General features: G+C 29.3%; 22 protein-coding genes. 3 read left to right on the top strand and 19 right to left on the bottom strand.

Annotation, left to right across the window (positions count from 1 at the left end; translation table 11 throughout):
- The 17 genes from ACIQ11_RS02205 to ACIQ11_RS02285 form a co-directional block, all read right to left on the bottom strand.
- Positions 1 to 565: DegT/DnrJ/EryC1/StrS family aminotransferase (locus ACIQ11_RS02205; protein ID WP_396152396.1), on the bottom strand; the 565-nt coding region annotated here is incomplete at its 3' end.
- Between the two features lie 3 nt (positions 566 to 568).
- Positions 569 to 871: a GNAT family N-acetyltransferase gene (locus ACIQ11_RS02210; protein WP_396152398.1), complete on the bottom strand. Its 303-nt coding sequence runs from the start codon at positions 869 to 871 to the stop codon at positions 569 to 571.
- A 55-nt stretch (positions 872 to 926) separates the two neighbouring features.
- Positions 927 to 1169: a hypothetical protein gene (locus ACIQ11_RS02215; protein WP_396152400.1), complete on the bottom strand. Its 243-nt coding sequence runs from the start codon at positions 1167 to 1169 to the stop codon at positions 927 to 929.
- Entirely contained in the window at positions 1159 to 2379 is a 1221-nt protein-coding gene (locus ACIQ11_RS02220; protein WP_396152402.1) for an O-antigen polymerase, read from the bottom strand. The genes ACIQ11_RS02215 and ACIQ11_RS02220 overlap by 11 nt, the downstream gene beginning before the upstream one ends.
- A gap of 1 nt (position 2380) precedes the next feature.
- Positions 2381 to 3472, bottom strand: coding sequence for a glycosyltransferase (locus ACIQ11_RS02225; RefSeq protein WP_396152404.1), 1092 nt, complete (start codon positions 3470 to 3472; stop codon positions 2381 to 2383).
- Positions 3469 to 4671, bottom strand: a complete 1203-nt coding sequence (locus ACIQ11_RS02230) for a glycosyltransferase family 4 protein (protein WP_396152406.1) — start codon at positions 4669 to 4671, stop codon at positions 3469 to 3471. The genes ACIQ11_RS02225 and ACIQ11_RS02230 overlap by 4 nt, the downstream gene beginning before the upstream one ends.
- Before the next feature lie 94 nt (positions 4672 to 4765).
- Complete coding sequence (locus ACIQ11_RS02235; protein ID WP_396152408.1) at positions 4766 to 6025, bottom strand: hypothetical protein; 1260 nt, start codon at positions 6023 to 6025, stop codon at positions 4766 to 4768.
- Positions 6015 to 7256: a glycosyltransferase gene (locus ACIQ11_RS02240; protein WP_396152410.1), complete on the bottom strand. Its 1242-nt coding sequence runs from the start codon at positions 7254 to 7256 to the stop codon at positions 6015 to 6017. Before ACIQ11_RS02240 ends, ACIQ11_RS02235 begins: the two co-directional genes overlap by 11 nt.
- Positions 7240 to 8163, bottom strand: a complete 924-nt coding sequence (locus ACIQ11_RS02245; protein WP_396152412.1) for an NAD-dependent epimerase/dehydratase family protein — start codon at positions 8161 to 8163, stop codon at positions 7240 to 7242. Before ACIQ11_RS02245 ends, ACIQ11_RS02240 begins: the two co-directional genes overlap by 17 nt.
- A gap of 77 nt (positions 8164 to 8240) precedes the next feature.
- Positions 8241 to 8900, bottom strand: coding sequence for a class I SAM-dependent methyltransferase (locus ACIQ11_RS02250; protein WP_396152414.1), 660 nt, complete (start codon positions 8898 to 8900; stop codon positions 8241 to 8243).
- An 11-nt stretch (positions 8901 to 8911) separates the two neighbouring features.
- Positions 8912 to 10027 carry a non-hydrolyzing UDP-N-acetylglucosamine 2-epimerase gene (wecB, locus tag ACIQ11_RS02255; RefSeq protein ID WP_396152416.1) on the bottom strand — a complete coding sequence of 372 codons (1116 nt, stop codon included), beginning with the start codon at positions 10025 to 10027 and terminating at the stop codon, positions 8912 to 8914.
- A 23-nt stretch (positions 10028 to 10050) separates the two neighbouring features.
- Positions 10051 to 11382 carry an oligosaccharide flippase family protein gene (locus ACIQ11_RS02260; RefSeq protein WP_396152420.1) on the bottom strand — a complete coding sequence of 444 codons (1332 nt, stop codon included), beginning with the start codon at positions 11380 to 11382 and terminating at the stop codon, positions 10051 to 10053.
- A gap of 40 nt (positions 11383 to 11422) precedes the next feature.
- Positions 11423 to 11839 (bottom strand): adenylyltransferase/cytidyltransferase family protein, encoded by a 417-nt coding sequence (locus ACIQ11_RS02265; protein ID WP_396152422.1) that lies wholly within the window; start codon positions 11837 to 11839, stop codon positions 11423 to 11425.
- A 220-nt stretch (positions 11840 to 12059) separates the two neighbouring features.
- Positions 12060 to 13115, bottom strand: a complete 1056-nt coding sequence (locus ACIQ11_RS02270) for a Wzz/FepE/Etk N-terminal domain-containing protein (RefSeq protein WP_396152425.1) — start codon at positions 13113 to 13115, stop codon at positions 12060 to 12062.
- A gap of 385 nt (positions 13116 to 13500) precedes the next feature.
- Complete coding sequence (locus ACIQ11_RS02275) at positions 13501 to 14778, bottom strand: nucleotide sugar dehydrogenase (RefSeq protein WP_396152427.1); 1278 nt, start codon at positions 14776 to 14778, stop codon at positions 13501 to 13503.
- Between the two features lie 187 nt (positions 14779 to 14965).
- Entirely contained in the window at positions 14966 to 15472 is a 507-nt protein-coding gene (locus ACIQ11_RS02280) for an ArsR family transcriptional regulator (RefSeq protein ID WP_396152429.1), read from the bottom strand.
- A 57-nt stretch (positions 15473 to 15529) separates the two neighbouring features.
- Positions 15530 to 15826 (bottom strand): hypothetical protein, encoded by a 297-nt coding sequence (locus ACIQ11_RS02285; protein WP_396152431.1) that lies wholly within the window; start codon positions 15824 to 15826, stop codon positions 15530 to 15532.
- Between the two features lie 214 nt (positions 15827 to 16040).
- On the opposite strand from ACIQ11_RS02285, the gene ACIQ11_RS02290 reads away from it, so the two are divergent.
- Positions 16041 to 16970 (top strand): WYL domain-containing protein, encoded by a 930-nt coding sequence (locus tag ACIQ11_RS02290; RefSeq protein ID WP_396152433.1) that lies wholly within the window; start codon positions 16041 to 16043, stop codon positions 16968 to 16970.
- 191 nt (positions 16971 to 17161) lie between these two features.
- On the top strand, positions 17162 to 19366 hold the full coding sequence (locus ACIQ11_RS02295; protein WP_396152437.1) for an SLBB domain-containing protein: 2205 nt from the start codon (positions 17162 to 17164) through the stop codon (positions 19364 to 19366).
- Positions 19367 to 19448: 82 nt separating this feature from the next.
- Here the strand turns inward: ACIQ11_RS02295 and ACIQ11_RS02300 are convergent, their stop codons facing one another.
- Entirely contained in the window at positions 19449 to 20357 is a 909-nt protein-coding gene (locus ACIQ11_RS02300) for an NAD-dependent epimerase/dehydratase family protein (RefSeq protein WP_396152440.1), read from the bottom strand.
- A 190-nt stretch (positions 20358 to 20547) separates the two neighbouring features.
- A complete protein-coding gene (locus tag ACIQ11_RS02305) occupies positions 20548 to 21006 on the bottom strand; it encodes a transcription termination/antitermination protein NusG (protein WP_396152443.1) in 459 nt (152 codons plus the stop codon).
- Between the two features lie 213 nt (positions 21007 to 21219).
- Here ACIQ11_RS02305 and ACIQ11_RS02310 point away from each other — a divergent pair.
- Positions 21220 to 21623, top strand: a 404-nt coding sequence (locus ACIQ11_RS02310; protein ID WP_396152445.1) for an aldo/keto reductase, incomplete at its 3' end; no start/stop codon positions are given.

The raw sequence follows: 21623 nt of genomic DNA on the forward strand, positions 1-21623 counted from the left end.
TAATATCAGTTAATTTACCTGCCTGCATCCCTTTGTATTTTGCGCCAATGGAATGAGCCGCATCTGATATAACCAAGATTCTACCCAGCTGTTTTTGTTTATCTGAAGTAGAACAAAATAAATCTCTAACTTTACTTTTATTAACCAAGGCATTAATTTTATCATAATCACAAGGCCATCCCGCTATATCTACAGGCATAATCACCTTAGTCTTTTCTGTAATAGCTTGTTCAATTTTATTTACATCTATAGTAAAGTCTTCGTTAACATCTACCATAACAGGTGTCGCACCACAATGAATAACTGCTAAAGCTGTAGCACTATAGGTATAAGCCGGAACAATTACTTCATCTCCTTCTTTAACTCCAAACCATTTTAACACTAAAATAGCACCTGAAGTCCAAGAATTCACACAGACAGTATGATTAACAGATACTAATTTTGAAACTTCTTCTTCTAAAGCTTTTACTTTTGGACCAGAAGTAATCCAACCAGAGCGCAAGGAATGATTTATCTCTTCGATTACATCTTTATCGATGTAGGGAGGCGAGAACGGTATTTTCATAAATTAAATATTTTTTTTCATGTAAAGATTCATCTTTCGTTTTCCTTGAAAAAATTCAGTCTCTAATATATAGCCATTTTTAATATAAAAATTATTAACATATTGGTTATTTAATGCATCTGTCGTTAACGTGATTTTATCATTAACTTTAAATAGCTCTTTCTCGAATTCTTTTAATATAATTTGACCAAAACCCATATTTGGAAAAGAGGGATCAACACATATAGATAATAAAGATGCATTAATCCTTTTTGCTTTATTTGATTTTACATTAAATAAATGTCCCAAAATACTAAAAATTTTCATTGGTGTTTTTAAAAGTACTGGGACACAGCTTAATGCTAAAGAAAAAAAATTTTTCTTAAAAATGTTCACAACTAGTTCCTGCTGCAAAAGCAACCACCCTATTTTGAAAAACTAAAGCTATAACAAGACCGTTATCATGATTTATTATTGAATTATAAAATTCGCTTAAAAAAGGCTTACCTAAACTAGTTAAATAAAAGTTTTTGAAAGCATTTAAGTGAATATTAACAATTTGTTTATTATATTTTTGGTAGTATTTACCTTGAATTTTTATAGTTGAAACTTCTTTATCTTTCATAACTAAATTTATAAAAAAACCATAAAAAAACCAAATATATAAAATATTGTACAAATGGAATTTCCGCCCTAAAATAAATAAACGCCATAAAGGAAAACCTAATTGCAGGATAAACTCCAATATTATCTGGAATAAAATAAAGTTTCCAAAAAATAATAGAAGAAATAAAGTAAAAAACTAAAATATTAATAATTATTCCAATATACCCCAACTGTAAATAACCATCCCCTATTAAAGTAAACGTTATTACTGGATTATACATTGAAGGCGGACTTCCGGTTATCTTTTCAGTAAATCTATTCGCAGCTGAAGTAACTGGCTTATTTGGATATAAAAATCTCGGTATAAAATTTACTACAGAACCTAAAAACCAACCATAACCGTACTCATAGTCATTCATTTTTACATAATTGTAAGCCATATTATGAAAATTTTCATAATCTAATTCTCTAGAGATATCAGTAAAAGTTTCAGTTAATGAAATTTTCTGTGAACTATCTTGCCCTGTTCTCAACTTATTTGAATAGGACAGGTAAAACATTAAGAAAAATAATAAAGAAATTGAAAAAAATATTGTCTTCTTAAAACTAATCTTGAATATTAAAAGTAGAAATAATATTATACTAATTACTGGGAAGACTATCGATAATCTAGTTACAGCAAAAAGTACTAAATAAATTAATTCTACAATGATAAAAACAGAAGCCAACAAGTATTTTTTTTCAATAAATAATTGTGAAATTTTAATATAATAAAAAAAAGATAATACTATAGAAAAAGAGCCTAGAACACTACCAGTATCTATTGACTCTTCAAAATAATTTTCAAGTCTATTTGAAATTAATATTTCAAATAAAGAGCTTGACTTCAATAAATTATAAATAGTAATTATTAATACAAATAAATAAATATAGGCTAAAATAGAAATTAAATTGAATTTTTTACTTATTAAGATTTTTTTCTGTTTTAACTTAATAGAATTATATATATTTTTGCTACTAATAAAACTAACTAATAACACTATAACTAACCCAAATAGAGTTAAATTACTTAAGTCGCGACACCCATTAATATAATAAGGAATAACAAATAAAAAGAATGGAGGTAATAATATAAAATATTCAGGATATAAAATACCTTTCCTATATTTAAAAAAAATTAAATATATTAATCTGAAAATAAGTAATAAAGAAACTACAAAAGACACCATTTTACTTAATTATCTGGCTCCATTTGACTTTTTCAATATCCCAACTATCATTATTTTGAAAATCATACTTTAGATATTCAAATTTATTTAAATCTAATTCTAAAATTTCCTGTATTTTTTTAGCCAATTTTATATGATCATAATAAATTGATTGGAAACCATTCCCTTTATTAATACATAGTTCTGATATTAAACATTCTTTGTTTATCAAAATTGGTTTCCCCAACATAAAACTTTCATAAACTTTATTTGGAGCCGCATTTATAAAATTTAATCTGTCGGGTCTGTAAAACGCAAACATTGATATTGAATTACTAGCATACATGTAACTATTCTTTAAACTCAAATATCCTAATAGTTTTACAAAAGATTTAGATTTAATTTTTTGTAGTAATTCCTCCCCTTTAATAATTCCTGCTATTAGTAATTGAATAGTATTTTCTGAATTTTTATTAACTAATTCAATTGCATCAATCAATTGTTCTATTCCGTTAATATCTTGATTTAATGACCCACTTGCATAAATATAATTTCCGAAATTATTTTCAATATTTTCAAATTTAAAAACATTAGGAGTGTTTCTTATCACGATTGTTTTATTAGCATATATTGGAAATCTGTTTTTCCTAAATTCCTCTACTTCAACAACACTATCTACTTTATTCCTTACAAACTTAACAAAAGTATAGAGTATACCTCTAAAAACTGAATTTACATTTACCCTAATATCAATTGCATCAATTGCATCTAAAATAATTTTAGATTTACCAATACCAAATAATAAAGCAAGATATAGCTCTTCATTTGTAATTATTATATAATCCGGTTTTTCTTTTTTTATAAGCCTATTCAAATTAATTATGTATCCAAAGAAAGCAAAAACACTTCTAATTCCATGTGGTATAGTCTTATTATAATATGAAACTTTTACATTATTAAAATTTTTATTAATCTCATGAAGTTTGTCTTGTTCTTGACCTTCTCTTTGAGCTCCATAATAAATTATTTCATCACCCATTGAATCAAAAAAATCTAGATTTTTTTTGACTCTTACATAATTAACTGAGGTTGTATGAGCATATATTATTTTCATTTAATTTTACTTTTTATTAAAAGACTAAATTTAGAATATTGATTTTCCTTACTATAATAATCCTTACATTCATTCATATTGTTTTTATATTCAACCAACAAATTTCTATTTTTATAAAAAATAAGAATTTGATTAAGTAATGAATCTATATCTCCAGCAGAATAATTTAATCCAATACGTTTATTTTCAATCAGTTCTCCCACTTCTCCTTTTAATGAATTTATAATAGGTAATTTTTTAAACATTAACTCAAATATTTTTGCTGGAAAAGAAATTAATGTCTTACTATCATATATACATAAACTAACACTACACTTACTATATAGATCGTTTAGACTTTCTCTTTCAAGCTTACCATAAAACTTTAATTTTTTATTATGAATTACTGCATGTTTTTGAATGTTTTCGCTATAAAAGCCATTTCCGGCAACATGAAATAAAATATCATATTCTGAATAATTTTCATCAATTATTTTAATCACACTTAATAGACATTCAACGTCATAATTATGACTAAGGCTACCCGCATAAATAATGTTTAATGTTCCAAGAATATTATTTTGACAAATTTTATCATGATTCAAATTTTCATCATAACCTAAATAAACAACATCAGACAGTGCATTAGGGTTGCTTCTTTGTGCAATTTTCAAATAAGTATTACTTACTGCTGTTATTACAGAAGCGTTTTTAAATGTAATATATCTATTTAGATACAACAATTTTATAAATGGCCAAGATATTATTTTAAGAACACCCGTAAGATAAACTTCAAAAAGTTCTGGCCATAAATCTCTGAAATCAACATATAATTCCGCTTTGAATATCTTTTTTAGAAAAACACAAACTATGTCGAGAAAAGGTGATGGTAATGCTAAAAAAATAATGTCAATCTTTTTTAATTTAACAACATACTTCAAGACAGAAACTGAAAATAAAAAATGTGATAAAAATCTTTTTACACTAATGTTACCACTATAAGAAATTGACTTAATTAAAACTACTTTAAATTTTTCATTTATGCTGTAAATATTTTCATTGTAGATTCTTTGAGTTTTATTAAAATGATTAAAAGAAGGAACAATGTAAGTTACATTATAACCTAACTTTAAAAATTCATCAATTTGATATAAAGGATGATTAAATCCAACCTCCTCCTCAGGAATTTTATCATGATTACTTATAAATAGGACATTCATTAAGTATAGTTTTTATAAATTCTCAATATTTTTGTAAAAATAAAATTGATTCCAACCATTAGATATATAAGTACAATCGTAAAGTTATAACTTTTTAAATTTGTCTATTAACAATAATTTCTTCTAATTGAGTCGAAAGAGAAACACCTTCCAATTTCAAAAGGGTATCCGATTTAACCCTTTCTAAAGATTGCTTTTTTAACATATCAATATTTGAAACAATATTTAATATTTGAAACCTGATACTTTCGATATTATTTTCGCAATAAACGATGCCTTGAAATAAAGATAAATATTTCATCGCTTCATCTGAATCTGAATCTGTTTGTGCTATATATAATATTGGTACAGGAATTGATAAACACATAAATACTTTTCCTGGAATTTGTATGCCATTAAAATTACCTACTATAATATTTAATTGTGAGTTCCCCATGATTTGAATTGAATCATAAAAAGAAACTTTCCCTAAAATATTAGAAGTTATTATAGAATTAATCAGATATTTTTTGAAATCAATACTATAATTACCTGCAAGAATAAAATTATAAAAAGGTTTAAATTTGTTTTCATTCTCAAGTCCATTTAAAACCTCAAAAAGTGGTAACAGATTTCTATCGGACTTATGTGCGGTTCCTACATGAGAAATATTAAATTTATTCTTATCAAAATCATTTGTATTAAAGCTATTTATATCTTTATTTAAAAAACCATAAGGAAATATATGGGCTTTATTTTTGCTGAAATTGTCATAAATATTTTCATACTCTCGGAGTGTAAGATGGCTTGTTAATAATGTATGATCTGAAACTGAAATAATTTTTTTTTCGTTTTTTTTACTAAACGGAGCATAAAATGGTCTTAGTTGTTTATCCACAATAAACCATGGATCACCAAAATCAGCAATCCATAAAAATTTATAAAGTTTTCTTAATTTTAATATTGCAACATGAACTACAGGGCTTCCAGAAGCAGATATTACAATATCTGGCAAATTATCTTTATTATTTCTAAAATAATTAATCACCGTAAAATCCCAAAACATAAATAAATCGGGAAAAGCAAACCTGTAAAATAGATTTCTAAACAACCATTCCAAAAAAATTCCAAAAAATCTAAAATTTTTCAAAAATTTTAAAATTTTAAAAAACAATGGGGTGTCTAAAAAAATCTCTTCTGCATATTCATTAATCTTCAACCCATTCGATATTGGGCCAGGTGAAATAATTTTTAAATTATAAATTGAAGAATCAAAATTATACAACAAATTTCTTAATCTAATCGTATGAGAATCGCTATAGACGCCATAAGAACATGTTACAACCCATATATTCTTTTTTACTCTATTTTCCATTTAATAATTGTTGATAATCATTGTAATAATCAAATGCTAAATCACTCCATAAATGTTTTTTAGCATATTGAATACTATTATTATTAATTATTTCATTCCTAATAATTGCCTCTTTTAATGCATTAATCATGCTTTCTTTCATAAATGGATCATATAAATTTACAACATTTCTTAGACCACAATTATGATCTAAATCTGAAGCAATAATTGTCTTACCTAAAGAAATTGCATTATGCATTGGACCACTTGCGCCAATCGACCTGGTGTAAGGAATTATTATTGAATTAGCAGATAAGAAAATACTATCATACTCTTCATTTTCTATAAAATAAAACCTTAGATCAACATACTTAGTTAAATCTAAATCATTAACTTGTTGTTCCAATTCAATAGAATATTTCATCCCATCACTTCCTTGAGGAAGTCCTGCAATAATCAACTTTATATTTGGGAAAAATGATATTAGTTCAGGAAAAACCTCAATTATTTTATGATATCCTTTATCTCTTCTTACAAAACCAGAGGCCAAAAAAACATATTTATCGGAAAAATTGTTTAATTTCCTAATATTGATAATTGTATCTATATCAACCTTATTTAATGAACAAGGATGAAGTTCTTTTTTAATTAAAGTGTGCTTTAATTTATAATAACTTACGTACTTTTTATCCATGTCTGAAAATTCACCAGCAACCAAAACCCTTAAAACATCAACTAATTGGTTTGCGCACTTAGTAACAAGCTTTATATATAATTTACCAAAGTAACGTACAATAGAATTTGATTTTTTTTCATTAAACATTTCGGTTAAATGAATATCCAGCCAAGTTGAATGAATAGTATGCACCGTCTTTATTCCTCTCAACTTAAACACCAACAATAATACGATAATTGGTTCTCCGATATTCATACCATAAAGTGAAGTATGTGCTCCTTGCAAATGAACTACTTTGGGATTATACTTTAATACTTGTATTAAAAGTTTAAACACAGAAAGTAATCTTTTAATACCAATACCTTCGGTCAATCTAATAATTTTCCATTTATTTATGGGTAGTACTTCATTAGAATCTATTTTATGTGAAAAGAATTTTACCTCATATATATGAGAATATTTATTCAAAAATTCATTATAAACTTGATAACTATAATTAGACTCCCCCTCTTTATTTGGCGGAAGCCCACAGATAACCGCTAATTTGGGTTTACACATTCTATAATAACTTTTCATAAATCAATAAATCCTCAATTCCTTTCCTAAATTCCCTAAATTTAAAATCCGGGAATAAAGAAAGTAAATATGAGTTATCTGCAACTTGTACTAATTTATCAACTTTCCTTTTACGATTAGGGTCAATATTAACATTTATTTCCCTAGATAAAATTTCAGAAATAATTTCAATGAGATTTTGAATCGTATAGGCAACTCCTGAACCTAGATTAATAACTCTATACTTATTATCAGGAATATCTAATGAAAGTTTAATAAAAATATTTGCTACATCCTCCGTATAAACAAAATCTCTATATGTAGATATTGTACCTAGCTTTAACTCATTGCTAATTCTAAGTTGATCAATAATTTCAGGTATTATATGTGGATTTGTTTCTCTTGGCCCATAAACATTAAACAATCTAACCATTGTAACAGGTAACAAATTATTTTTGGATTTCAATTTACCAAGATTTTCACAAAATAATTTTGAAAATCCATAAACATCAACAGGTTCAATATTCGAGTTTTTTTCATTAAGAGCTAAGGGTGAATCAGAATAAACAGCTCCTGAAGAGGCCATTACAAAATGTTTTACATTATATTTTTCACTTAAATCAAGAAGATTCTGTGTTCCTTCAACATTGACTTTTAATGTTCTATTTGGGTATTCATTACATTCAGGAATAAAATGAATAGCCGCTAAATGAATTACAAAATCAGGCACTATTTTATTAAATATATCTTCTAATTTATATTTATCAGTAATATCAATCTCAAAACATGGCACATCGTTTAAATCATCTATATATGGTGCAATCCTATTTTTAGAATCTATTATATAAACTTCGTGTTGTTTTCTTATTTGTCTAACTATTTCATTACCAACAAAACCTAAACCTCCTGTAATTAAAAACTTACTCATTTTTTTATTTATTTAAATATTAGAAATTTAACAAATCATTAATGTATTTTATTATTCGTGATGATGATAAAAAATTATCAATTACACTTTTTACCCCAATAAATAACTTGTTTGCCATATTCCCAGGCAATTGGGGAATCAACTAGATAGTATTTCCATTCAAATGTTGTCGGAAGCGTTTGAATAAAAGATTCTGTGATTGTTCTAACATGCTCTCCTTTAGGAAAATCTGGTGTAATCAAATCCCCATCTTTATGAAATTCAGAATAAGGCGCTTGAATTACAACATTTTCATTTGAAAGAGAACAAAGTTTCTCAAGGAAAGGTGTTAGTTCAACAATATGTTCGATTACATTTGAGCAGTAAACTAAATCATATTTCTTGGAATTATTAACATCTTTTAAAATCACAGAATATTTTTGATATTTTTTTTGTAATTCTTGGGCTTTCTCTGAAAAATCAAATAAATATATTTCAGAATTTGGATATTTAATCTTTAAAAAAGGAACGGAATCTCCAGCGCCACAACCATAATCTAAAATCGTTTTTGGAGTTATACCAATATCATTCATACAGAATGATGCAGTAAATATTCCAGTTTGCAACCTACCATTATTCGTTACCCAATTACGCTTAAATCGATTGTTCCAATATGATTTTGAATTATTACCAAAGATAACTTTGGAAAAATAGTTTGACAATGAGTCATAATTTAAGGTGTATTTGCCTATATTCATATAATTATAATTTATATTTTTTTAAAAAAATCAATTATTCTTAAGGAAGATTTTCCATCTCCATAAGGATTGTGTAAAGCACTCATCTTGTTATAGGTTTCTTTGTTATTTAACAAGTTATTACACTCAAAAGTAATTTTTTCTTGATTTGTACCTACTAAGATTACTGTACCAGCTTCAACTGCCTCTGGTCTTTCAGTTGTGTCACGCATAACCAATACCGGTTTCCCTAGAGACGGTGCTTCTTCTTGAATGCCACCGCTATCTGTTATAATTAAATAAGATTGTTTCATCAACCATACAAAAGCAGGATACGCAAGTGGACTTATTAATTTAATAGAATTATTATTGCCCAAGATTGAATAAACTGGTTCTTTAACATTAGGATTTAAATGAACAGGGAAAATAATTTGTACTTCATTATTATTAGAAAGTTCTTTTAATGCATTACAAATATTTATAAAACCATTCCCAAAATTCTCTCTTCTATGTCCAGTAACTAGAATAATTTTTTTAGTTTTATCTACTATTGATTTTAAAAACTCAATCTGTTCATCATAAATGCTATCGACTTTTTGTTCTGCTAATAATAAAGCATCAATAACAGTGTTACCAGTAACAAGAATGCTGTTTTTGGAAACCCCCTCATTAATCAAATTATTCTTAGAGCCTTCTGTTGGTGAAAAATGATAATCTGCTATTTTGCCTGTTAATTGTCTATTCATCTCTTCTGGAAATGGAGACCATTTATCATAAGTTCTAAGACCAGCTTCAATGTGACATACCTTTATTTGAGCATAAAAAGCTGCAAGTGCAGTTGAAGTTGAAGTTGTAGTGTCTCCATGAACAAATACAAAATCAGGTTTAAAATCTTCAAAAACACTTTTCATTTCTGTAAGCACATCAGCTGTCAAATGGAACAAGTTTTGACCTGGCTTCATTAGATTTAAATCATAATCTGGTTGAATTTCAAAAAAATCAAGTACTTGATCTAGCATTTCTCTATGTTGTGCTGTAACACAAACTTTAGTAATAAACTTATCTTTATGCTTGTTGAACTCATTAACCAGTGGAGCCATTTTAATTGCTTCTGGTCTAGTACCAAAAACTAACAATATTTTTTTCACAATGTTTTTTTAATTATTAATTTTTATTCAATATTTTTCTCTGAAAATAAACTATTCCTGTAATATAAGTAACTTAATATAGTGTGTATTATGTAAGAAATTAAATAAGAAATTGCAAGTCCAATTGAAGAATAACCAAATCGTAAAAATAAATAGGTTGATAAAATAAGTGTTGAGCCCCATACCAAGTTTAAATAGAAACCAACCCACATTTTACCTTTGCTAGCAATTGCCTGCCCAACAACACTATTAACAGAATTTAAAACAGTTGTAAAAACAAGAATTATAAGCAATATATATCCTTCTTCATATTTAACACCATATGTTCCCATAATTATTTTTGCAAATAAAGATATTATAGTTGCTAATATAATTGAAAAAAGAAAGTTTAAAATGACATTAGCTCTAAACATTTTTCTAAATGTATTAGAATCACTTACTGAAGATGTAAAATATGGGAGTATAACTTGTCCTAGCAATACAGGGAAAAAAAGAACAGCATTTCTCCATTGATAAGCTACATCAAAAACAGCAATATTCTCTAAACCATTTGGTTGTCTTACTAACATTGAATTACATATCCAAGTTACGGGACCACCCATTATTCCTGATAATAATGCTGGTAATGTAAATTTATGTAATATACCAAACAACGATCTTGTATCTTTAAATTCTAATTTAATAAAGTTGCTTTTAAGGGTAATATTAACATAATAATAATTAAATAATAATAATATTACTGAATTTAAACATAATCCGAACATGGCACCATTCAATCCAAAATAGATAGAAAATACAGGTACTGTAAAAACAGTAATAAACGATGAAAAAAAATTGATCTTTGCAATTATTTTAAAACTTTTAAAACCAGCTAATATTCCATTTAATGCTCCATTTAATGAAGAAAAAAACAAGATGATTGAACTAATACGTAATTCTTGAGTTAAATAATTTGAATTGAATGAATATATAGATATATACGGTGCAAAAATCAAAACACATAAACCAATAATTATCCCTGCAAAAAAAGCAATTTTTAAAGTTAAACCAGCAATTTTTCCAGTTTTTTCATCATCAGTATTATTATATTCAGCAACACATTTAGTTGCGGTAATACCCAAACTATAACCAACAAAAATAGTAAACATAAAAATAGTAGAACGTACTAAAGCAAACTCACCATACTCCCTAACATTTAATATTCTAGCTACAAAATAAAAAGTTACTAATGTTAATAACTGCGTAAAAACTGAACCAAAAATTGTCCATAATAAATTTACTCCAATACTTCTCCCAATACCTTCGGATAATATTTTAAAAAAATATAAGTTTTTTAAAGAATTTATTCTAATCATTTCAAATTTTGTTCAATAAATAGCGTTGAAAAAATATTTTTTATTTCAACAACCAACTTGATGATTGAATTTTATCGCCTAAACCATCTAATAATATTATTCCTAATGTTTCACAAATGGGTGCTTCTGGTATGGAGTTATTATTTTGGTCACCACCATTGGCAAAAGCTAGTTGGTACTCGTTATGTAATTGTTCGTGTATATGTTGTATTGTTGCACAAACCGTACGATCTTCGTCAATAGATAGAAAAACTTGGTCTACACTTTTAATGTTAGACACGATAAACACACGTTCATCTTCTTGTTGAAATTCTTTACTACCTTTTAAAGCCCTTTGTTTGTCGTTATTAACAATTACAATAAGGTAATCGCCCATCGCTTTGGCATTATTGAAATATTCAATATGGCCTTTGTGAATGGGATTGAAATATCCGGAAACTATAATGGCTTTTTTCATTTTTTTAATGGGTATTGGGTGTGAGGTTTTGGGTAAAAGGTTTTTAAATTTACGAATTACGATTTTGGATTTACGTCTTATTCGTCTTTATGAATTACTTTTGAATTTTATTATTTTTAACGAGGAATTTTGAATTTTAGCTGTGCTTTGTTTGGCTTTGCCTCGGGTCAAATCTTCAAATTATCAAATTATCAAATTGACACATTGTCTAATTGGCACATTAAAGACTTAACTCTTTAAAAATCCTTCTTATAATCAATCCTAAAATGGTTAAAAAACCAGCTAAGATGCCGCCTAATAGAATTCCTTTTGCTTTTCCGAATTTTTCTTTTGGTAAAGGTAAAATCGGTTGGTCGATGATTTGAATTAATGGGGTTTCTTTACGTAAGGTTACTTTGGCTAATTCGGCTTGTTTTACGATTTCGGTTAAGATGGCTGTATTTGCTTGGACATCGACTTGACGTCTGGCTGATGGTACGCGTTTTACGTTTAAAGCTGGATTGAGACCAAACGTATTGTCGTTAGCTACTGCTACTCCAGTGATGGCACCATTCAACTCCCCACGTATGGAATCGGTTTGACGTACCAAGATATCCATGTTTTCTTTGGCACGTTTGCTTTTGGTTTCAACGTAGAAATCGATTACCGTTTGCGTCAAAGCTAAGTTAAATTGTTGCGCAAAGTATTCGTTGGTACATCTCATAGTGATGGTTCCAATGGCTACCTTCTTGTCTTTTTGCTCCACGGTTAAAGACTCTGTGGATAATTCTTTATAGATCAATCCAAAAATGCTGTCTTGTACTCGAGTGAATTTGGCTCTATCTATATTAGGTAAAAATGTAATAGTTTTTAAGGCTGGTTTTTCTTCCCATTTTTCGCGCCACTTTTTATCTTGGATATACATTTCAGCCAAGGAAATGGTTTTGTTGTTTTGAGTAACGGGCGCTAATAAAGTTTGTTCTACCATCGCACGCGATTTAAACAATTCCATCAAGTTACTACCAGAAAAAGCACCACCACTTGATCCTCCTAAATCTAATCCGAATGAACTGGCTAATCCTAATGCTCCTCCAAGTCCGCCAGACGCTTTTCCGTCTTCTACAGCATAGGTTAGTGAGGCGGTATATATGGGTTTTTTATAAAAAGAATAACCCAAACCTAATAGGGCTCCTATGATTCCTGCTAAAACAATTGTTTTCCATTTAGATAATAAAAACGTGTACCATTCTTTTGCTTTAAGAAGGAGTTCTTTTAAGGTGATTTCGTCGTTTTCCATTTTTTAATGTATTGGGTGAAGGTTATTGGGTATTAGGTTTTAGCTATTACTAATTACTTTTCACTTTTTAGTTATACTTGTTTTTTTTACCGCAAGGTTCACAAGGGTTTCGCAAAGGACGCGGTGATTGCTGGGTTTTTGTTATTTCTGTTGACTGAGGCTCTCGAAGGCAACACTGATTTTTATTTTAACCGCAAAGGTCGCAACGTTTTTCGCAAAGGTCGCAGTGAATGGTTGGTTGTTATCTCTGTTGACTTCGAGTGCCTCAGTCAGCAGTCAGTTGACTGAGGCTCTCGTTGTTGACTGAGGCTCTCGAAGGCAACAATTATATTTGTAATATTGAATGTTAAATAACGAATATTGAATTTTCAAATCTTCAAATTAACTACAATCGCCAATAATTTTTAAAATTCTTTTTATTTAAGACGCCTTTGATATCGAATATATACACAGGGCCGTTAGATAGCTTTTCGAAATCTGATAGTGTCATATTGCGATAGGCTTGATGCCCTACTGCTACTATAATGCTATCGTATTTTCCTGTTGGGTTGGGTGTTAAATGAACATTATAATGCTGTTTCAGTTCTAATAGGTCTGCGTTAGGATCGATAACATCAACTTCAACAGAATAGTCTTTTAGTTCTTTTATCAAATCGATTACTTTAGAATTACGAATGTCGGATACCTCTTCTTTAAAGGTAATTCCCATCACCAACACACGGGATTTTCCTGGGTTTTTGTCTTGTTCAATTAGTGTTTGAACCACTTTTTTAGCAATAAACGTGGGAATAAAATCATTTACGCGTCTTCCTGCAGCGATAACTTGAGGGTCAATTCCGATTTTTTTTGCTTTGTGCATTAAATAAAACGGGTCGACACTGATACAGTGGCCTCCTACTAAACCCGGTTGGTACTTGTGAAAATTCCATTTGGTTCCTGCGGCTTCTATTACGGCTTGTGTATCTATATTCATTTTATCGAATATGATGGCCAATTCGTTCATTAATGATATGTTGATGTCACGTTGCGTGTTTTCTATTACTTTGGCAGCTTCAGCTACTTTTATTGAAGGTGCATAATGTAAGCCTGCTTCGATAATGGAACCGTAAACAGCTGCAATTTTTTCAAGTGCTTCAGGACTGTTTCCTGAAACAATTTTTAAAATTTTAGTAACTGTTTTTACTTTATCGCCCGGAACTATGCGTTCTGGACTGTAGCCAAAATGAAAATCGATACCTGCTTTTAAACCGCTGTGTTTTTCTAAAACGGGCACGCAATCTTCTTCTGTACAGCCCGGATAAACGGTTGATTCATATACAACGGTATCGCCCTTTTTTAATATTTTTCCAATGCTTTTTGAAGCACTTAATAAAGGATTAAGATTAGGTACTTTGTTTTTATCGATATCGGTTGGTACTCCGATAATATGAAAATTAGCTTCCTTAACTTCTTCAAAATTAGAAGTAAAGGTAATGGTTGTGTTTTTAAAAGCGTTTGCCGTTAATTCATTTGAAGGATCAATACCTTGTTTCATTAAGGCTACTCGCTCTTTGTTAATATCAAAACCAATGACTTTGTATTTCTTAGCAAATTCAAGCGCTAAGGGTAAACCTACATAGCCAAGTCCCGTTACTGATAGTATTATGTTATTTTCGGTTTTCAAATTTATTAATGGGTATAAGGTGAAAGGTTTTGGGTAAAGGGTTTTTAAATTTACGAATTACGATTTTGGATTTACGGCTCTCGGCTTATTAGCACATTGACTAATTGACTCATTAACTCCACGGCTTCGCCTGGTCAGTCCCATAATTGGGCTAACTGGCGGGTATTGAAAACCGAATTTGGTCTTCTTATTCTTGTTCGAAAACTAATAAACCATCGCCTTCATACTGTTTTGTGGTATGAAAAGTGATGGTTTTTTGAATTTCGTTTTCTATTTTTTCTTTTAATTGCTCTAAGTACTGCTGATGGATTATTCCTCCTTCAATAACTACTTCTAACAAACCCGAATCAATTCCTTTAGCGTAATCGCCAATCAAAAACACACGATGCACTTCTCCCATTCTACTCACGACTGCCTCTATAATGTCGTCTAAACCAATGTGTTTGCGAACAATTTGTTGCAATAATGAGAAATACGGATGTTGTTTGTTTGCACGATAGAACACTTTAGATTCTTGCTCCTCACGAAGAATATAGCCTGCCTCAGAAAGGTTATTTAGCTCTTTTCGGATGGCATTAGTGTTCTCATGCATTTCTGTAGCCAAACCTCTTAAATACCCTTCATTAGCAGCATTAATGAAAAATTTCACCAGCAAGCGCAAACGGGTTTTTGAAGTTATTAAATTGGATAACACAAATTTTATTTTTGAATAACAAAAGTACTCTTATTTTTAATACTAAAAAAGTTTTTTCTAAAATTTAGATTCTTTTTTTAAATGATTGTTTATTGATTGTTGGGTTTTTAAGCTTTGATTAAATTTTTTTACATTTTGTTTTAACACGTTTTTGTCTTCAAGAGATAGCCTGATTTTTTTTACGACTTGACTTTTGAAGGTTACTTTTAAATAATAGTTCCGGTACCATTTTTTGGTAGCGCCAATGCGTTTTAAAAAATAATTGTCTTTAAACTCAATTGCCGTTTTAATGATGTTTGGCCATAGTGGAGTTGGTATATATTTTTTAAATATAACAAATACTTCTTCTTTCATTTTGTTAAATTGCGTAGTTTTAATTCTACAAAAATATAAAAAAACAGTATGCCATTTCGGTTATGTTAGGCCATCTTTAGCCCATCTCTGTTGTGTTTTATCATCTAAATCAACAATACAACAGCAATTAACTTCAAATCAATATTTTAAATGTTTTAGGAATGTGTTGTTTTCGAATAAAAAATAGTATTTTTGTCTTTAATAACGACAAAATATGACACATCAAACTAAAACAAACAGATTACGACTCGTTTATACTACATTAAAAATCCGGCCTTTTTCATTAAATGAATTAACTGTACTTTATGCGTCCTCAGGATATTTGAAAAGTAGGCGGCAAATTCAACGCGATTTGAAAGAAGTAGAACTGTTTTTTCAAGAAAAGGAAAGTATAAAGTCCTTTTATGTGTTAAAAGAAAAATATTTTCATATTCAAAGCACATTGCCATCAATTGATGATTCTAATGAAGGCAATGCACTCCATTATACAAGTTTTAATTTACCGAAATCTAAGCCTAATGAATCTTCAAAAAGAGCGCTAATAAATGAAGCGATTTCCAAAAATAATATGTTGTTTATTCGTGATTTAAAAAACGATGAAACAGGTGATAATTTTTCTTTCACCTCTAAGAAAATTCAAATTATTCCGGTATTAATGATCTTTCACAGAAACAATTATTACATTGGTGGTTATAATGTATCTCAAAACCAAGTAGTAATATATGGTATTCGTCAAATGGAAGGGGTTTCTATTCTTCCCAAAACTTGTAAACCAAAAGATTATTATTATTTAGTAAGCAAAGAATTGGATTCAAGATTTGGTGTTACAAAAAATATTAATTCCAACATTTATATTATACAAATAGAAATTTCAAACGTGTTGAGCGAATTTGTTCAAAATCATACCTGGCATCATTCTCAGCAATTTGAAAAGAAAAAAGGAAAAACACTTTTAACTTTAACGTGTGGCATTAACAGAGAACTTTTGGGCTGGTTATTCCAGTGGATGTATAATATTAAAATTATTGAGCCAAAAATTTTAAGAACCTATTATGAAAAAGCCATAAAAGAAGTAATGGCTGTTCATAATGATAAGAAATCATTAGTTTATAAAAATATTTTTGAAACTAATGAGATGAATTGAATGCAAAAATTGCACATTTGAACTCAAAACAGAAGACAATGCTAGTTTAGTAATTTATTAAAACGTTGTTTTTTTTCTTACCTTTGACACATAAATTTAATTCTTATATTATGAAGCGCATTTTACTTGTTAGTTGTTTTACTTTGTTTTCCCTTTTTTCCTTTGGACAAGAGTTTTTAAAAGGAAAGGATTTGAGTCAAATTAAAGCGGCACAATTTAGTGAAGCAGAAATTGCACAAATTGTGAAAGAACTAAAAGCCAATCAAATGACTTTGGAACAAGCGGAACCATTAGCTCTTGCTAAGGGAATGTCGTCTTCAGAATTTACACTTTTAAAAACGAGAATAGAAAAGGACAATTCAAATATTACTACTGATAAAAATAAAAAGCCACTTAAACCGATTGTAAAAGACACATTACTTATTAAAAATGATGCTTTAACTGTTTTTGGTTCGGAGTTGTTTCGTTCTAAAAATTTATCCTTCGAGCCCAATCAAAATATGCCGGCTTCTTCCAATTATATTTTAGGGCCTGGAGATGAATTGGATATTAGTGTTTATGGGGTGCAGCAATTTAACTATTCTGGTACTATTTCTAAAAACGGCACGATTAACATTCCAAATGTTGGCGAAGTGTTTTTAAGCGGCCTTGCTTTTGAAGCTGCGAAAAATAAATTACAAAAACAAATTGGAAAAATATATAGCACACTTGCTGGTAAGGGCAGTAAATTATCGTTTAGTGTCTCCAATTACCGAACCATTTCAGTAACTATTATTGGCGCCCTACAACCTGGAAACTACCAATTAAGTTCTATGAGTTCGGTATATAACGCATTGCACGTGGCTGGAGGCCCAAGCGACATAGGAAGTTATAGAAAAATTGAATTGATTAGAAATAATAAAATTATTCGCACAATAGATTTGTACCGTTTTTTAACGAAAGGGGATCAAAGTGATAATATTTCGCTTACAGATAATGACGTTATTCGTATTCCAAGTTATGAAGCCCGAGTTACGTTAGAAGGCGAAATAAAACGCCCTGGAATTTTTGAATTGGTTGCAGGCGAAAATTTAAAACAAGTGATTTCATATGCTTCTGGATTTTCAGAAAACGCTTATAAAAATAGAATTTTAGTAAAACAAAAAACCAATTCTGAATTAAAAGTAACCGATTTAAATGAATTAACATTCGCTTCGTATCTTCCTAAAGCTGGAGATATTATTAGCGTAGATAAAATTTTAAATCGTTATGAAAATCGTGTGCACATAAAAGGAGCAGTATATCGTCCTGGTGAATATAGTCTTCCAAACAGTGGTAGTATGACTATAAAAGATTTGTTGAAAAAAGCAGACGGCGTAACTGAAAATGTGTTTTTAGAAAAGGCTTCTTTAATCCGTCAGAAAAGCGATTTTACAAAAGAATACATCAGTTTTAATTTACAAAGCGCGCTTAACGGAGAAGAATCTGCAAATATGACGCTTCAGAAAGAAGATGTAATTGTAGTTTTTTTCAATCAAGAATTGTTAGATGGCTATAAGTTGTCTATAACTGGTGAGATTCGTAAACCTGGAGAGTTTACTTATGTATCTGGAATGAGTTTGTACGATTTATTATTAGAGTCTGAATTTTTTACCGATAAAGCTGCTAGTAATATTGCGGTATTCAGAAATAAAAAGGATGTTGTTTACAACCAAAACGATAAAGAAAAAATTATCACTTTTAACCTTACGATAGACCCTAAAAACCCAAAACAAGCGGCTACATTTTTAATGGAACCACAAGATCAGGTAGTCGTTAGACGAATTATAACCTTTGAAACCCCTCAAATGGTAAGTGTTTCAGGTGAGATTTTGTACCCAGGAGGTTATGCAATCATAAAAAAGGACGAGCGTGTTTTAGATTTTATTAAGAGAGCAGGAGGAACTACTGATGAAGCAGATATTGAAGCCATCAACGTCATAAGAAATGAGTTAGTAATTCCAATTGATTGGAAATTAATATCTAAGAAACCAAATAGCACGAGCAATTTAATTATCCAAGTTAATGATTCTATACGAATTCCTAATAAGAAGTCAACTGTACTAATTTCTGGTGGGGTAATGTTTGAAACGGAAGTGCCTTATCGAAATGGAAAAAATGTTAAATATTATATTAAAAATGCAGGTGGTACCGCCGAAAAGGGTTGGATGAAAAAAGTGTATGTAGTACACGCTAATGGTTCGGCAAGTGCGTCAGGTTCTTTTTTTGGGATTAGAAAATACCCAAAAGTTTTAGCAGGAAGTAAAATTATTGTACCAGAAAAACCAGAAAAAACAAAAATGAGCACTGGAGAAATTGTTGGGATAGCCAGTATATTAACAAGTTTAGCTGGAATTTTGCTTGCCGTATTAAAATAAGAAATTTTTATACATTTAAAAAAGGGTATTTATTTAAAATAAATACCCTTTTATGTTTGAATATAGTTGTTTGTAGCGTTATTTATATCTTTATTGAGTCGTAATACTCAATTGTTTTTAGTACTGCGGTTTCTGTGTCAAAAGGCATTTTATTCATCTCTAATGCTTCTTTTACTTTGTTCCCGTTAATGATTCTTGATTGAGAAATTTCTAAAAGTTTTTTAGAATTAAATTCCCATTTGAAGATGTCCCCTATTTTAGCAAATAGGTTTAATACTCCTTTAGGGACTTTAATAATTTTGGCTTTTTTGTCGAAAACATCAGCAATCCAATTAACCATTTGAATCGACGAAATTGGCTCGTTATCTGATACATTGTAAATTCCTGAAGTAACCGCTGTTTTTTCAGAAATTTGAGCGATAATTTCTGTCACGTTATCAATATAGCAAAAGGATTGTTTCGTGTCAAAAACACCAAAAAACCAAGGAAATCGTTTACAAAAACTAAATGTATCGTGTAGCGTGCTTTTTGTTTCTCTACCATATACTGGAGCTACTCGTAATATAATGGCTCTTTTACCTTCTGGTAATTCTTGATTTAAAATAAATTGCTCTGCGTCAAATTTAGATTGCAAAAAAGGATTAGTAGGATTTACTTTAGAATTTTCGTTGACTTCGGTTATATATTTGTCTATTAATTCCGTTGTGCTTAAAAAGATGAACGTTTTGGCATTTGAATTTAAAAAGTATCGAAATAGTTTAGAGGTAAGTTCAGTATTTACTCTAAAATATTCTTCGTCAAAAGCGCTGTCTTGCGGATTTAAATTTATTGCCGCTAAATGGATGATTATTTCCGTTTCTAAAGGCATCATTTTGTGCCAATTTTGAAATCGGAGCGAAATAGATTTGTTTTTTTTAGATTTTGAATTAAAATATTTGGTTAAATTTTGTCCGATATATCCTGTAGTACCAGTTAATACAATTAGGCTCATAGTTAGTTTTAAATTAAGAGCGCTAAAATACAAATAAAATAAATTAAAATTTAATTTTAGTGGTAAATTAATTTTCTTATTTTTCTATAAAATTCTGTTTATCAATAATTTATATTTAAAATTATCGAAGAATATTATGGTGTATTTAATATAATAATACAATTAATAAATTTAAGAAAAGAAAAGAATTTTAAAGGTCTAAAACTAATCGGATTCCTAACGATTTTAATATTAAAGTTACTTTGTTTGTAGATACTTTTTCCACAACTGCCATTTGATTTTTAAATGGGCCTTCACTTATTTGAATTTGTGCGTTGGGCGTCCAGGTTTCTATCGCTACATTAATTACAGGTGCGGCTAATTGTGTTTTTAATGCTTCTATTTCATAGGGTTGGATTTTTGCTGGTTTGCCCAACCAAAAAACATATTGTACAACGCCAGCTACTTGAAACACGTCTTTTCTATTTGCTTCCTCAATTTTTACAAAAACATACGATGGAATCAAAGGTGATTCTACCTTTTTTTTCCGATCGGACCACTGTTTGATAGTGGTTACTAATGGACAATAGACCTCTATGCCAAGGGCAGCAAGGTTTTCGGCAACCTTTTTTTCATTACGAGGCTTTGTATATAAAGCGAACCATTCCATTTTTGAATACAGTTAATAAAAAAAGCACCTATTTAAAGATGCCTTTGGTTTTTATTGTTTACACTACAAAGATATCAAATTTAAAGAATAACTGAAAAATTCAACAACAATTTAATTGATGTTGAAGTTAATTGACGGTTAATTTAATGGCAAATTGTTATATCTTTATAACTAATTAAGAAATACTTATTATTTTTATAAAAAATATCTAAAATGTCTATTCACAAATCATCTATTATTGCCGGCACAATGAATTGGGGCAAATGGGGAAGAAATTTTAACCAAACCACCATTCAGCAACTTATAGCAACTTGCTTAACGGAGGAAATTACAACATTTGACCACGCTGATATTTATGGCGGCTATACAATGGAAGCTGCTTTTGGAACTGCTTGGGCTCAAATGAATATTGATAGAAAAGAAATAAAATTTATTACCAAATGTGGGATAAAATATGTTTGTGAGGAACGAGAGTATAGCATTAAACATTACGATTACACAAAAGAACATATTATTTGGAGCGTAGAAAATTCATTAAAGAATTTACAAACCGATTATATAGATGTATTGCTTTTACACAGACCTAGTCCGCTTATGCAAACAGAAGTGATTGCTGA

Source organism: Flavobacterium sp. (assembly GCF_044361065.1).
GTDB lineage: Bacteria > Bacteroidota > Bacteroidia > Flavobacteriales > Flavobacteriaceae > Flavobacterium.

What these genes read in the sequence shown, in the direction of transcription:
- ACIQ11_RS02210 (WP_396152398.1), bottom strand. Translation starts at nt 871, where the DNA reads ATGAAAATTTTTAGTATTTTGGGACATTTATTTAATGTAAAATCAAAT.
- ACIQ11_RS02215 (WP_396152400.1), bottom strand. Translation starts at nt 1,169, where the DNA reads ATGAAAGATAAAGAAGTTTCAACTATAAAAATTCAAGGTAAATACTAC.
- ACIQ11_RS02220 (WP_396152402.1), bottom strand. Translation starts at nt 2,379, where the DNA reads ATGGTGTCTTTTGTAGTTTCTTTATTACTTATTTTCAGATTAATATAT.
- ACIQ11_RS02225 (WP_396152404.1), bottom strand. Translation starts at nt 3,472, where the DNA reads ATGAAAATAATATATGCTCATACAACCTCAGTTAATTATGTAAGAGTC.
- ACIQ11_RS02230 (WP_396152406.1), bottom strand. Translation starts at nt 4,671, where the DNA reads ATGAATGTCCTATTTATAAGTAATCATGATAAAATTCCTGAGGAGGAG.
- ACIQ11_RS02235 (WP_396152408.1), bottom strand. Translation starts at nt 6,025, where the DNA reads ATGGAAAATAGAGTAAAAAAGAATATATGGGTTGTAACATGTTCTTAT.
- ACIQ11_RS02240 (WP_396152410.1), bottom strand. Translation starts at nt 7,256, where the DNA reads ATGAAAAGTTATTATAGAATGTGTAAACCCAAATTAGCGGTTATCTGT.
- ACIQ11_RS02245 (WP_396152412.1), bottom strand. Translation starts at nt 8,163, where the DNA reads ATGAGTAAGTTTTTAATTACAGGAGGTTTAGGTTTTGTTGGTAATGAA.
- ACIQ11_RS02250 (WP_396152414.1), bottom strand. Translation starts at nt 8,900, where the DNA reads ATGAATATAGGCAAATACACCTTAAATTATGACTCATTGTCAAACTAT.
- ACIQ11_RS02260 (WP_396152420.1), bottom strand. Translation starts at nt 11,382, where the DNA reads ATGATTAGAATAAATTCTTTAAAAAACTTATATTTTTTTAAAATATTA.
- ACIQ11_RS02265 (WP_396152422.1), bottom strand. Translation starts at nt 11,839, where the DNA reads ATGAAAAAAGCCATTATAGTTTCCGGATATTTCAATCCCATTCACAAA.
- ACIQ11_RS02270 (WP_396152425.1), bottom strand. Translation starts at nt 13,115, where the DNA reads ATGGAAAACGACGAAATCACCTTAAAAGAACTCCTTCTTAAAGCAAAA.
- ACIQ11_RS02285 (WP_396152431.1), bottom strand. Translation starts at nt 15,826, where the DNA reads ATGAAAGAAGAAGTATTTGTTATATTTAAAAAATATATACCAACTCCA.
- ACIQ11_RS02290 (WP_396152433.1), top strand. Translation starts at nt 16,041, where the DNA reads ATGACACATCAAACTAAAACAAACAGATTACGACTCGTTTATACTACA.
- ACIQ11_RS02300 (WP_396152440.1), bottom strand. Translation starts at nt 20,357, where the DNA reads ATGAGCCTAATTGTATTAACTGGTACTACAGGATATATCGGACAAAAT.
- ACIQ11_RS02305 (WP_396152443.1), bottom strand. Translation starts at nt 21,006, where the DNA reads ATGGAATGGTTCGCTTTATATACAAAGCCTCGTAATGAAAAAAAGGTT.